General features: G+C 66.5%; 12 protein-coding genes. 6 read left to right on the forward strand and 6 right to left on the reverse strand.

Annotated features, from left to right (window positions below; genetic code table 11):
• Positions 1 to 400: 400 nt before the first annotated feature.
• The 4 genes from cmoB to lon all read right to left on the reverse strand — a co-directional run bounded on the left by cmoB (position 401) and on the right by lon (position 5,011).
• Complete coding sequence (cmoB, locus tag ACYJP6_RS20970) at positions 401 to 1,369, reverse strand: tRNA 5-methoxyuridine(34)/uridine 5-oxyacetic acid(34) synthase CmoB (protein WP_459477528.1); 969 nt, start codon at positions 1,367 to 1,369, stop codon at positions 401 to 403.
• On the reverse strand, positions 1,366 to 2,103 hold the full coding sequence (gene cmoA, locus ACYJP6_RS20975) for a carboxy-S-adenosyl-L-methionine synthase CmoA (protein ID WP_459477530.1): 738 nt from the start codon (positions 2,101 to 2,103) through the stop codon (positions 1,366 to 1,368). The genes cmoB and cmoA overlap by 4 nt, the downstream gene beginning before the upstream one ends.
• Before the next feature lie 63 nt (positions 2,104 to 2,166).
• A complete protein-coding gene (locus ACYJP6_RS20980) occupies positions 2,167 to 2,559 on the reverse strand; it encodes a protease inhibitor I42 family protein (RefSeq protein WP_459477532.1) in 393 nt (130 codons plus the stop codon).
• Positions 2,560 to 2,620: 61 nt separating this feature from the next.
• Complete coding sequence (gene lon / locus ACYJP6_RS20985; RefSeq protein WP_459477534.1) at positions 2,621 to 5,011, reverse strand: endopeptidase La; 2,391 nt, start codon at positions 5,009 to 5,011, stop codon at positions 2,621 to 2,623.
• 228 nt (positions 5,012 to 5,239) lie between these two features.
• On the opposite strand from lon, the gene ACYJP6_RS20990 reads away from it, so the two are divergent.
• From ACYJP6_RS20990 to ACYJP6_RS21010, 5 genes are all read left to right on the forward strand, one after another.
• A complete protein-coding gene (locus ACYJP6_RS20990; protein WP_459477536.1) occupies positions 5,240 to 5,905 on the forward strand; it encodes a methylamine utilization protein in 666 nt (221 codons plus the stop codon).
• A complete protein-coding gene (locus tag ACYJP6_RS20995) occupies positions 5,889 to 8,207 on the forward strand; it encodes a putative bifunctional diguanylate cyclase/phosphodiesterase (RefSeq protein ID WP_459477538.1) in 2,319 nt (772 codons plus the stop codon). The genes ACYJP6_RS20990 and ACYJP6_RS20995 overlap by 17 nt, the downstream gene beginning before the upstream one ends.
• Positions 8,204 to 9,055: a DUF3034 family protein gene (locus ACYJP6_RS21000; RefSeq protein WP_459477540.1), complete on the forward strand. Its 852-nt coding sequence runs from the start codon at positions 8,204 to 8,206 to the stop codon at positions 9,053 to 9,055. Before ACYJP6_RS20995 ends, ACYJP6_RS21000 begins: the two co-directional genes overlap by 4 nt.
• Before the next feature lie 5 nt (positions 9,056 to 9,060).
• Positions 9,061 to 9,483 (forward strand): group I truncated hemoglobin, encoded by a 423-nt coding sequence (locus ACYJP6_RS21005; protein ID WP_459478050.1) that lies wholly within the window; start codon positions 9,061 to 9,063, stop codon positions 9,481 to 9,483.
• A gap of 74 nt (positions 9,484 to 9,557) precedes the next feature.
• Complete coding sequence (locus tag ACYJP6_RS21010) at positions 9,558 to 9,995, forward strand: HhH-GDP family DNA glycosylase (protein WP_459477542.1); 438 nt, start codon at positions 9,558 to 9,560, stop codon at positions 9,993 to 9,995.
• A 52-nt stretch (positions 9,996 to 10,047) separates the two neighbouring features.
• Here ACYJP6_RS21010 and ACYJP6_RS21015 read toward each other — a convergent pair whose 3' ends face one another.
• Positions 10,048 to 11,154, reverse strand: a complete 1,107-nt coding sequence (locus tag ACYJP6_RS21015) for an alpha/beta hydrolase (protein ID WP_459477544.1) — start codon at positions 11,152 to 11,154, stop codon at positions 10,048 to 10,050.
• Between ACYJP6_RS21015 and ACYJP6_RS21020 the strand changes: the two genes are divergently transcribed.
• On the forward strand, positions 11,153 to 11,464 hold the full coding sequence (locus ACYJP6_RS21020; protein WP_459477546.1) for a hypothetical protein: 312 nt from the start codon (positions 11,153 to 11,155) through the stop codon (positions 11,462 to 11,464). The two genes, ACYJP6_RS21015 and ACYJP6_RS21020, sit on opposite strands and share 2 nt — an antisense overlap.
• Here the strand turns inward: ACYJP6_RS21020 and ACYJP6_RS21025 are convergent.
• Positions 11,461 to 12,444 (reverse strand): DctP family TRAP transporter solute-binding subunit, encoded by a 984-nt coding sequence (locus tag ACYJP6_RS21025; RefSeq protein ID WP_459477547.1) that lies wholly within the window; start codon positions 12,442 to 12,444, stop codon positions 11,461 to 11,463. The genes ACYJP6_RS21020 and ACYJP6_RS21025 overlap by 4 nt on opposite strands.
• Positions 12,445 to 12,563 lie beyond the last annotated feature (119 nt).

Genomic DNA, 12,563 nt, shown 5'->3' on the forward strand with positions numbered 1-12,563 from the left:
GAAAAGTTTGGCTGGGGCGCTAGGAGCGCTATGAGCGCTTGGGGGCGAAGCCGGCAGCTCAGGTGGCCGGGGTTGCCTTCACCCCAGCCCTCTCCGGGGGGAGAGGGCGCTAAGAGTGGTGCTGCGGAGGCTTGGGTGCTGCCGCTGGACCAGGTGCCGCTTTGAAGCCCGCAAGAGCAAGAGCCACAACAGCCCGGCTGCGCCGGGCTGTTGTGGCCATCGCGGACCGCCATGGCCGCATCAGATATGTAGGTTGGGCTGAGCCTGCGAAGCCCAACGCTCGAGCGCTATGTAGAATATGGGCTTAAGAGTGGAGCCCCGATGTTGGGCTTCGCTGCGCTCAGCCCAACCTACCCAAGCAAAGACATGACAAAGCCCGGCATTGCCGGGCTTTTTGCGTTCAGGGTTTGCGGGCGATCAGGGTGGCGCGGAGGGGGGCGGGGAGGCCTTCGATGGTGAGACGGGGATCGTCCGGATGGAGGAAGTCCGGTAGCGACTGGAAGCCCATCCATTCCGTGGAGCGCTGTTCATCGACCGTGGTGGGTGTGAGATCCACCAGCTGGATGTCGCGATAGCCGGCGCGGCGTAGCCAGAGTTGCAGGGCGTCAGTGGAGGGCAGGAACCAGACGTTGCGCATCTGGGCATAGCGGTCTTCGGGCACCAGGACGGTGGTGGCGTCGCCGGCCACAACCAGGGTTTCCAGGACCAGCTCACCGCCGCTATCTAAGCAGTTCCTGAGGTCCAGCAGATGATCGATGGGGGAGCGGCGATGGTAGAGCACGCCCATGGAGAAGACCGTATCGAAGCCGCCGTCCAGGGCGGGGAGTTCTTCGAGGGTGAGCGGCAGGTGCCAGGTGGGCAGGTCTGGCAGGTAATGCCGCAGGGCCTGGAACTGGCAGTGGAACAGCCAGTTGGGGTCCACGCCGATCACGGTGCTGGCACCGGCGCCGAGCATGCGCCACTGGTAGTAGCCATTGCCACTGCCCACGTCGAGGACACGCTTGCCTTGCAGGTCCAGGTGCGGGGCTACCCGATCCCACTTCCAGTCGGAACGCCATTCGGTGTCCAGGTGCAGGTCGAACAGTTGGAAGGGGCCTTTGCGCCAGGGACGCAGATGCAACAGGGCGTCGCGCAGTGCCTGGTGTTGCTCGCTGGAAAGACTGCCGTCGAGGCGCAATCCGTCGCGCAATTCCAAGTGCTCGACGACGAGATCGGGTAGGGCATTGAGGCCGGCCTGCCAGCGCTGCAGATCGCCGTGGCCGCGGGTGTACTTGGCGGCCAGGACGGATTCGAGGGACTGGGACCAGGCCGCCAGCGGCGTATCCACAAGGGCTCGTTGCAGTTCAGCGAGATAGGCCGGTTGGGTCATGGCAGGGCGATCAGGGAGGTGAAGTTAAGGCATTGGAACCAGGGCACGACGGTGGTGAAACCGGCGGCCTGCAGGCGCGCACGGTGTTCGTCCAGGGTGTCGGTGAGCATGACGTTTTCCAGGGCGGTGCGTTTCTGGGCGATTTCCAGCTCGCTGTAGCCATTGGCTCTCTTGAAGTCCAGGTGCAGGCCGTTGAGCAGGGCCTGGGTCTCGGTCTCCGGAAAACGGATCTTTTCCGACAGCAGCAGGGCGCCGCCGGGCAGCAGGCTGGCGCGCAGTCGGCTGAGCAGGCCCAGGCGCTGTTCCGGGGCGATGAATTGCAGGGTGAAGTTGAGGGCGATCACCGAAGCCGCTTCGAGCGGGACTTCGAGGATATCGGCTTCCACCACCTCTACCGGGAGCAACTCCTCATGCATGGAGTCCTGGGCGCTGAGGTATTCGCGGCAGCGGGTGACCATGGCGGTGGAGTTGTCGATGGCCACCACCCGAGCACCCTCGGCGCGGACATGACGGCGCAGCGCCTGGGTCACGGCGCCCAGGGAGCAGCCGAGGTCGTAGAGGCGGCTATGAGGCTTGGCGAAGCGCGCGGCGATGACGCCGAGATTCTCGACGATGGTGGGATAGCCCGGCACGGATCTCTTGATCATGTCGGGAAAGACGCGCACCACGTCTTCGTTGAAGGTGAAGTCGGCGGGAGGCTGCGGCGACGCGAACAGGCGGTCGGCTTCGCTCATGGGCGGTACCTGGAAAATCGAAAGGGGGCATTGTACCCCTGGCAGCTGCGGCGGGACGTGGCCTCAGCGGATTTCGATGCGGCAGTCGAAGCGGGCCTGGGGCTCGGCCGTGGCATCCCAGGGTTGCCGGGCCTGGAGTTCGAGATGGGCGCTGCCGGCAGCCTGGGCGCGGAAGCGCCAGAGCGACTGACCGGCGCTGCCGATGCCGCCCTGGTCCTGGCGCTGTTCGCGAAAGACTTCCGGGCCGAGTTGCCTGAGGTTGTCGCTGCGCTGGAGGATGGTCCAGCGATAGCCGCTGGTGGGATCGCTGGGCAGAGTCAGGGTCAGTTCCTGGCCGGCGTGCATGGCCAGCGGGGTGCAGTCGCTGTCGTCACCCAGGATAAGGTTGCCGCTCGGCTGGGTGCTGCTGCAGCCGGCCAGGAGCAGACAGCCGCAGAACAGAAGACGGTTGGACATGGAAACCTCCGGGGTATGACGGCAAAACGCAGAGCATACCCCAAGAGGTCGGACGGTCAGACTAGAAGAGCACCTTGGCCACGTCGGCGAAGCGCTTGGCGAAATGAACGGTCAGCCCCTCCTTGAGATAGGCGGGCAACTCCTCGAAATCACCGCGATTCGGCTCCGGCAGGATCAGTTCGTTGATCTTCTGCCGGCGGGCGGCGATGACCTTTTCGCGGACCCCGCCGATGGGCAGCACCTGGCCGGTGAGGGTCAGCTCACCGGTCATGGCGACGTTCTTCTTTGGTGCCTGGTTGCGCGCCAGCGACAGCAGCGCCGAGGCCATGGTGACACCGGCGCTGGGGCCGTCCTTGGGCGTGGCGCCCTCGGGGACGTGCAGGTGCACGAAGGCCTGGTCGAAGAAATTCGGATCGCCCTTGAATTCCTTCAGGTGGGCCGTGACGTAGCTGTAGGCGATCTCGGCCGATTCCTTCATGACCTCGCCCAGCTTGCCGGTGAGCTTGAAGCCCCGATTGAGGGTATGGATGCGGGTGGCCTCGACCGGCAGCGTGGCACCGCCCATGCTGGTCCAGGCCAGCCCGGTGATGATGCCGACGCCGGAGAGCAGCTGTTCCTTGCGGAAGGTGGGCTTGCCCAGGTAGTCCTCGAGATCCGCGGCACCGATCTTCAGCTTGAGCTTGGGCTCCTCGATGAGCTTGACCACCGCCTTGCGCACCAGCTTGCCCAGCTGCTTCTCCAGCTGCCGCACCCCGGCCTCGCGGGCATAGCCTTCCACCAGGGCCTTGAGGGCGCTGTCGGTCAGGGTCAGGCGCTCCTTGGGGACACCGGCCTTGTCCAGCTGCTTGGGCCAGAGGTGGCGCTTGGCGATGGCCTGCTTCTCCTCGGCGATGTAGCCGGAGAGGCGGATGACCTCCATGCGGTCCAGTAGCGGGCCGGGGATGGAGTCCAGGGTGTTGGCGGTACAGACGAACAGCACCTTGGACAGGTCCAGGCGTAGGTCCAGGTAATGGTCGAGGAAGTCGACGTTCTGCTCGGGGTCGAGGGTCTCCAGCAGTGCCGAGGCCGGGTCGCCCTGGTAGCTCTGGCCCATCTTGTCGATCTCGTCGAGCATGATCACCGGATTCATCACCTTGACGTCGCGCAGGGCTTGGACGAGCTTGCCGGGCATGGCGCCGATGTAGGTACGGCGGTGGCCCTTGATCTCGGCCTCGTCCCTCATGCCGCCGACGCTGAAGCGATAGAAGGGGCGGCCGAGGGATTCGGCGATGGACTTGCCGATGCTGGTCTTGCCCACCCCGGGCGGGCCTACCAGCAGCACGATGGAACCGGCCACCTCGCCCTTGAAGGCGCCCACGGCGAGGAATTCGAGGATGCGGTTCTTGATGTCGTCGAGCCCGGCATGGTGACGGTCGAGCACCTTGCGCGCGTGCTTGAGGTCGAGCTTGTCCTGGCCATGGACGCCCCAGGGCAGGTCGGTCGCCCAGTCCAGGTAGTTACGAGTGACGCCATACTCGGGCGAACCGGTCTCGAGAATGGAGAGCTTGTTCAGCTCGTCGTCGATGCGCTTCTGCGCGGCCTCGGGCAGGACCTTGCCATCCAGGCGCTGGCGGAAGCTCTCGATATCGCTGCTGCGATCGTCCTTGGTGATACCCAGCTCCTGCTGGATCAGCTTGAGCTGTTCCTTGAGGAAGAATTCGCGCTGGCGCTCGTTGATCTTGCGATTGACCTCGGCGGAGAGCTCCTTCTGCAGGCGCGCAACTTCCACTTCCTTGCGCAGTAGAGGCAAGACCTTTTCCATGCGCTGCAGCATGGGGACGGTGTCGAGCACCTGCTGCAGTTCGTCGCCCGGAGCAGTGGTGAGGGCGGCGGCGAAGTCGGTCAGCGGCGAGGGATCGTTGGGGCTGAAGCGGTTGAGGTAGTTCTTCAGCTCTTCGCTGTAGAGCGGGTTGAGCGGCAGGAGCTCCTTGATGGCGTTGATCAGCGCCATGCCGTAGGCCTTCACCTCGTCGCTGGGATCGGGGCTGGGGCGCAGGTGTTCGACTTCCACCAGGTAGGGCGGCCGTTGCCGGCGCAGCCAGCCGCGGATGCGTACCCGCGACAGGCCCTGGGCGACGAACTGCAGTTTGCCGTCCTGGCGACTGGCGTGGTGGATGCGTACCAGGGTGCCATGCTGGGGCAACTGGTCGGGATCGAAGCCTTCGGCATCCTCGGGTTGCTGGTCCATGTAGAACAGCGCGAGGCAGTGGTGGTCGGTCTTGGCCACCAGTTCCAGGGTTTCCGCCCAGGGCTCTTCGTTGACGATGACGGGCAGTACCTGCGCCGGGAAGAACGGCCGGTTGTGGATGGGGATGATGTAGAGCTTGTCGGGGAGATTCTGGCCGGGCAGCACCAGACCGGTCTGGCCGGCTTCCTCGCTGAGAATGTCCGCTTGATTATCCTGATCGCTCATTGGCGTACCTTGGGCTTGGATGTGAGGCCAACATGGGGCGAGCGCGCTGCTTTTTCAACGCGGGGAAACATCTGTCCTTCTTGACCGCCGGGCGCCGCTTGAAGTGCGACGGCCGGGCTGACGAGGGATGCGGGTCCCGATAAAGATTCCGCCGCGACGGCCGCTAATGCTGAGGTCACGCCGCGAAGCCGGCGATGGATCCGAACGACGCCTGGTGGAGAACAACCGGTGAACAAGCAATGGGTGGTGGCGGGACTGTTGGCCCTGGGCCTGGGGACCGCGCAGGCGGCGGAGATCGCGGTGACGGTCGTCGATAGCCAGGGCGCGGCCCTGGCGGATGCCGTGGTGATGCTGTCCGGCCAGGGGCTGGTCCCGGAGCGGCGTCCCGCGGCCATCGACCAGCAGAATCGTCGCTTCGTCCCCCATGTCCTGGCGGTGTCCACGGGCACGGCCGTGAGCTTTCCCAATACCGATGACATCCGGCACCAGGTGTATTCCTTTTCCAGCCCCAAGCATTTCGAGCTGCCGCTCTACCACGGCATTCCCAGCACGCCGGTGGTGTTCGACCAGCCCGGGGTGGTGGTGGTGGGCTGCAACATCCACGACTGGATGGTGGGCTACATCTACGTGACCACCGCTGGGCGCTCCGCGGTGACCGACAGTCAGGGCCACGCCCGGCTCGAGGCGCCGAACGGTCATTATCAGCTGACACTCTGGCATCCCGACCTCAGCGACAAGCATGAGGTGGCCCAACCCGATCTGGACGTGGCAGGGAAGCCATTGACCGTGAAGCTCCAACTGGCGGTCCAGCCGAAGCCTCAGCCGGCGGAACCGGCGAGCTCGGCGTTCGAGGATGCCTTCCACAAGGCAGCGCACGATGAAACTCATCCATAGTTTCCAGACCCGCATCGCCGGCAGTCTCTTCCTGCTGATGCTGGTGGTGATCGCGCTGGTCTACCTCACGGTCAAGGCCGCGACGGAAGCCAGCGCGGTCCGGCAATCCTACGACCAGCTCGACACCGGTGCCCGCGTCTTCCGTCAGGTACTGGATGGCCAGTGCCGCCGGCTGAACGACGCCGTGCGCGTCCTGGCCGCCGATTTCGGCTTTCGCGATGCGGTGGCCAGCGGCGACGTGCCGACCCTGAGATCGGTACTGGCCAACCATGGGGCGCGGGTGGGCGCCGGTGACACCTATCTGCTGGATATGGACGGTCGCTTGATCGCCAGCACCGTGCCGGCCCATAGTGAGGGCGAGCGGTTGCCCGCTTCGACGGCGGCCGGTGGCGATGGCAGTTGCGTGGCGGCGGGCACCGGCCTGCCGTCGCTGCGGGTGACGGTGCCGGTACGGGCGCCGGTACCGATTGCCCAGGTGGTGATGACCTTCGCCATGGATCAAGCCATGGCGCAGGAATTTCGCTCGCTGATCAACCTCGACGTGGTGTTCCTGGGCGGTGCCACCAGCATGGCCAGTACCCTGCCGGTGGCCCAGGGACAGCTGTTGGCGCAGCAACTCCAGGCTTCGCCCAAGACGGGTGATACCTGGCAGATGACGCTGGGTGACCGGCTCTATCAGGTCAAGCGACTGACACTGGGCACGCGCGAGAGTCCGGTGGACGTCTACCTGTTGCGCTCGCTGGATGTGGCCCTGGGCGAATTCGCGCCCCTGCTGCGGCAACTGGCGTTGATCGCCGGTGGCGCCCTGCTGACGGCCCTGTTGGGGGCGCTCTTGCTGGCGCGTAACCTGGCCCAGCCGCTGCGGGAGCTGGCGGTGGTGTCCTGGCGGATTGGCCAGGGCGATTACGCGGTCAAGGTGGACGTGCAGCGTCGGGACGAGTTCGGGCGGCTGGCGCGGATGCTCGAGACGATGCGCGAAGGCATCGCCGAGCGGGAGCAGCGGCTGAATCACCATGCCTTGCACGATCCCCTGACCGGCTTGCCCAACCGCATCCTGGCCGAAGAGCGGCTGCGGGTGTTCATCGCCACCCAATCCCAGGTATCGCTGCTGTACCTGGGCCTGGACGACTTCCAGGCGATCAACGAGGCCGCCGGTGTCGCGGGCGGCGATCGGATCCTCAAGCTGGTGGCCGAGCGTGCCCAGGTGCTGCTGGCCGGTCGGGGTTGCGTCTCGCGACCGGTGGGTGACGAATTCCTCGTCCAGGTGTGCCGCATGGGTCTGGAAGGGGCCGTGGGGCTGGCCGACCAGTTGCGCCTGGCGCTGGCCGAGCCGATCGAGTGGGAAGGCCAGCTGTTCCGCCTCAGTTGCCGGATCGGCGTCACCGAGTACCCGCGTCACAGCGGCGATCCGGCGCTGCTGATCGAGCGGGCGCGCAGTGCCATGCTCGACGCCGCCCAGGTGCCGGATCGCCTGCGGGTCTATGACGAAGGCCGCGACGCGGCCCAGCAGCGTCGTCTGCAACTGGTCCACGACCTGCCGCTGGCGGGCGAGCGGGGCGAGTTGATGCTGGTGTTCCAGCCCAAGGTGGCCCTGCGTGGCGCTGGGTCGCCCCAGGCGGAGGTGTTGCTGCGCTGGCGCCACGCCGAGCTGGGCATGATCTCCCCGGGCGAGTTCATCCCCCTAGCCGAGCGCAGCGGCAGCATGGCCGGGCTTACCCGCTGGGTGATCCAGGCGGCGATTCGCCAACTGGCGCTGTGGCAGACCCAGGGGCGCGAAGTGAAGGTGTCCCTGAACGTCTCCGCGGTCGACCTCACCGATACCCAGCTGCCGGAGCGGGTGATCCGCTGGCTCGACGATGCCGGTGTCTCGGCCCGGCAGCTGACCTTCGAGATCACCGAGAGCGCCATCATGGCCGATCCCGAGGCGGCCATCGCCCTGCTCAAGCGCCTTTCCATCCTGGGCATCCGGCTCTCGGTGGACGACTACGGCACCGGCCAGGCCTCGTTGGCGCACCTCAAGCGGCTGCCGGTGGACGAGCTGAAGATCGATCAATCCTTCATCAGGGAGCTGGAACCGGGCAACGACGATGCCGTCATCGTCCGCTCGACCATCGAGATGGGGCATAACCTGGGGCTGGAAGTCGTCGCCGAGGGCGTCGAGGAAGGTCGCACCCTGGCGCTGCTGCGCAGTTGGGGCTGCGACGTGATCCAGGGCTACTACATCAGCCGCCCGGTTCCGGCCGGAGAGTTCGAAGCCTGGATGGAACGCCAGGCCGAGCCGGCGGTAGAGGAGCTTTCATGACGCGGTGGTGGTGGTTGGGCCTGGCGCTGCTGGCGACGGGGGCGCAGGCCGAGGGTGGCAAGTTGCTGGCTACCGGCGGCGCCAGCAGTGTGGAGGGCGCCGCGGGAGGCGGTATCACGCCCTGGGCAGTGATCGGTGGCTATGGCGAGAGCGGGCAGCCCGGGGCGACGGCGTTCGCTACCCGGGTATGGACCGGCGATTACCGGCTCGACGTGGCCGGCGCCGCGGTGGCCTACGACAACCGGGTGGAGCTGTCCTACGCGCGGCAACGGTTGGACATGCCGACCCTTAGGCGCCAGCTGAACCTCGCCGAGGACAGTCTCAGCCAGGACATCTTCGGCGCCAAGGTGCGGCTCGCCGGTGACCTGATCTACGATCGCCTGCCCCAGGTCTCCCTGGGTATCCAGTACAAGCACCAGCGCGATTTCGCCATTCCGGCGGCCGTGGGGGCCCGGCGCGACAGCGATGTCGAGGGCTACCTCGGTGCCAGCCGGCTGTTCCTCGGCGGCGCCTTCGGCTACAACCTGCTGATCAATGCCGGGCTGCGCTACAGCCGCGCCAACGAACTGGGACTGCTCGGCTTCGGTGGCGATCGCAACGACAGCCGCCAGTGGCTCAAGGAGGGCTCCGCCGCGGTGCTCTTCACCCCGCGCTGGGCCGTGGGGATGGAATACCGGCAGAAGCCGCAGAACCTGTCCTTCACCCATGAGAGCGACTGGGTGGATACCTTCGTCGGCTACTTCCCCAACAAGCACCTGTCGGTGGTGCTGGCCTATGCCTGGCTCGGTGAGATCGCCACCCTGGACGATCAGCGGGGCCTCTACCTATCGCTGCAAGGAAGCTACTGATGAAGCTGAAGCCTCTGCTGGTGGCAGCCCTGCTGGCGAGCCTACTCGGCTGCGCGTCCCCGCCACCGGCGAACGACCGCCTCTATCAGGAGCTGGGTGGCCAGGCAGGTATCACGCGGATCGTCGAGGGCATGCTGCTCAACATCGCCCGCGATGAGCGCATTCGGCACTACTTCGCCAATGTCGACATTCGCCGCCTGCGTGGCCTGCTCATCCAGAAGTTCTGCGTCGATGCCGGCGGACCCTGCCGCTACCAGGGCGCGAGCATGGCGGAGAGTCATCGTGGCCTGAACTTGCAGCCGGCCGACTTCAATGCGCTGGTGGAGGATTTGCAGCTGGCCATGCAGCGCGAAGGAATACCGGAGCGGGTGCAGAACGGGCTGCTGGCACGTCTCGCACCGCAACGTGGCGAGGTGATCCGCCAGTAGGCCACCGGCCGTCGTCCGAGTCCCCGCGGCCGCTCGAGGTCATCCCTAGGCAAAGTGCCCTGAAGGAATGACCCTTGAGTAAGACCACTTCGGCTACCGATCTCGGCCTGACCCTCACCGCCGAGGACGAACAGGCGCTGTTCGGCTGGTTCCTGGCGAGCTATCTGTTCGGCAAGCGCATTTCCCAGGGCATCGCCGCCCAGGCCTGGACGGTGCTCTATCGCCGGTACGGTCGCGACACCCCGCGCAAGATGCTCAATCTGAGCTGGCGGCAACTGGTCGACTATCTCGGCGAAGGTCACTACCGACGCTACGACGAAAGCACGGCGACGCGGTTGCTGGATGCCTGTCGCCAGTTGCAGGAGGACTACCAGGGCAGCTTCGCCCGCCTGCGCGACGCCAGTGCCGACCGGGCGGACTTCGAGCGGCGTTTGCAGACGCTGAAAGGCGTGGGACCCAAGACCTGCGAGATCTTCATGCGCGAGGTCGGCCCCCTGCTGTTTCCCGGCTGACAGCACACCGCCGGCACGAGGCCGGCGGTGTCTTCGGGTCTGTACTCTATTCCTACTTGGCCAAGTCGGTCTTCAGGCGGCTGCCGGCATAGGCCTGGGCGTCCTTGGCCTTCTGCACCACGGCGGCGGTGCCGAAGAACTCGTGGGTGACGCCGGGATAGACCTTGCGCTCCACCGATACGCCGGCCTGGCGCAGGGCGGTCTCTAGGAAGGCGCCATCGTCACGCAGCGGGTCGATCTCGGCGTTGACGATGGTCACCGGCGGCAGGCCGGAGAGGTCGGCCTTGGTCAGGTCCAGGCGCGGATCCTTGAGGTCGGCGGGGGAACGGGTCACCTGCTCGACGAACCACAGCATCATCGGTCGATTGAGCGGCTTGGCGTCGTCGTACTGGTCATAGGACGGCGTGTGGGTGTTGGTCTGGGCGACCGGATAGACCGACAGCACGTGCTTGGGCGCGGTGAGCCCGGCCTTGCGCGCCGCCACGGCGGTCGCTACCGCCAGGTTGCCGCCAGCGCTCTCGCCGGCCAGGGCCAGACGTTGGGGGTCCCCATTGAGGGAGCCGGCGTGGGTGGTCACCCAACGGTAGGCCGCCAGGGCGTCGTCATGGGCGGCGGGAAACTTGTATTCCGGGGCTTGGCGATAGTCCACCGAGACGACGATGGCATTGGCCTGCTTGGCCAGGCCGCGGGCGCCGCCATCGTAGACGTTGCGGTCGGCGAACACCCAGCCGCCACCATGGAAATAGAGGATGACCGGGAAGGGACCCTGGCCGGCGGGGGTATAGATCCGGGCGGGGAGCACGCCCGCGGCGCCGTCCACGGCGCGGTCGACAGTGGTCACGCCGGGAACAAGGGCTTCGGGCTGGGTGGGACGACCCTCGTCCTGTAGCACACCCTTGACCGCATCAGCGATAGTAGGCTGTTGCCGGGCCTGCTGGGCGCTGAGTTTCTCGACCGCCTTGGGATCGAAGCTGGCGTACTTGTTCAGTACCCTTTGCATGTCGGCATCGGTGCGCGCCATGCTCTTGGCATTGCTGACCGCCTCGGCGCCCAGGGAGCGTTTTTCCGGGTCGCGGGCACAGCCGGCCAGGGCGATGCCAGCGCCAACCAGAGCCAGAGCGAGGAGGGTGGGTTTGCTACGCAAGACGGACAGCGGCATGGGAAAGATCCTGTGCGAATTCGGGAGGCTTACCTGCAAACCGACACGCTTAGCGCGCGAGAGGTTCCGGCGGGCGGCCGGGAGGACGCTGGCGCTCGCCCTGCTCGGGCTGCTGGCGCCGGAGGTACTCGCCGAGCCAGCCGCCTACTGGCGGTGGCGCAGCCAGCTCGACGGCAAGGAGTTCTGTGCCCAGACCTCGCCGGGCCGTGGCTGGACCCAGGTCGCCGGCCCCTTCCGTGACTTGCAGTGCCGGGAGCCGGGCAGCGTGCCCCTGCGGCGCTGGGCCGCGCCGCCGCCGCAGCGGTTTTAGTTCGACGTCTCCGCCGCCTTGAGCAGGCCGGCGCCGATCTCGCCTTCGTAGCGCTGCCACACCGGGCGCATGGCCTCGCGCCAGCGGGCGCGCTGCTCGGATGTGAGCGTCAGGATCTCGCTGCCGCCGGTGGCGGCGATGCGTGCGCGGTCGCGCTGGTTTTCCGCCTCCGATTGCTTCTTAACCTCGAAGGTCACCTGGTCGATGATCTCTTCCAGGGTGCTGCGCACGGCGAAGGGCAGGGTACGCCAACGCTCGGCCCGCACGATCAGCAGGTAGTCCAGGGCGCCGTGGTTGGTCTCGGTGAAGTAGCGCTGCTGCTGGTCGAGACGCTGGCTCCAGTAGTTGGACCAGGTGTTCTCGGTGGCATTGACGGTGCCACTGGCGAGCGCCTGCAGGGTCTGGTTGAAGGGCAGCTTGACCGCCGTGGCGCCGAGCGTTTCGAACTGGGTCTGCAGGACGTCGGAATTCTGGATGCGGAAGACCAGGCCCTTGGCATCGCCGGGCTCGCGGATCGGCTTGCGCGCCGACAACTGCTTGAGGCCGTTGGGCCAGTAGGCCAGGCCGATGATGCCGGCCGGCTCCAGACTCGTGAGCAGCTGGCGGCCGCTGGGACGCGCCTGGAAATGATCCAGGGCGGCGCGACTCTCGAACAGGAAGGGCAGGTCGAACAGCTTCAGTCGGGGGCTGAGGACGGTGAGCTTGCTGATGGCTGGCGCCAGGATGTCCACCTTGCCCTCCTGCAGGGCCTGCAGCTCATTGGCGTCGTCGAAGGCCGTCGCGTTGGGCAGCACCTCCACCCGTACCTGGCCGGCCAGCCGCTGCTCCACCAGCTGCTGCAGCAGATGGGCGCCTCGGCCCTTGGGCGTGTCCGGCGCCACCACATGGGAAAACCTCAGGGTAATGACGTCGGCGCAGGTGGCCGTCAGCGGCAGGGCGGCGGACAGCAGGGCGCAGAGGGCCAGGATCGGCGACTTCATGAAAGCTCCTTGGAGACGTTTTTATTGGTTTCCTTGTAGTCGTACTTTACCAGTGCGACGTCTGGCCGCAGGGCCTGCGGTAGGCCCCTGGCTGCCGTTGGGCGGATGGCCGGGAGAAT

The organism is Pseudomonas sp. No.117 (genome assembly GCF_054558395.1).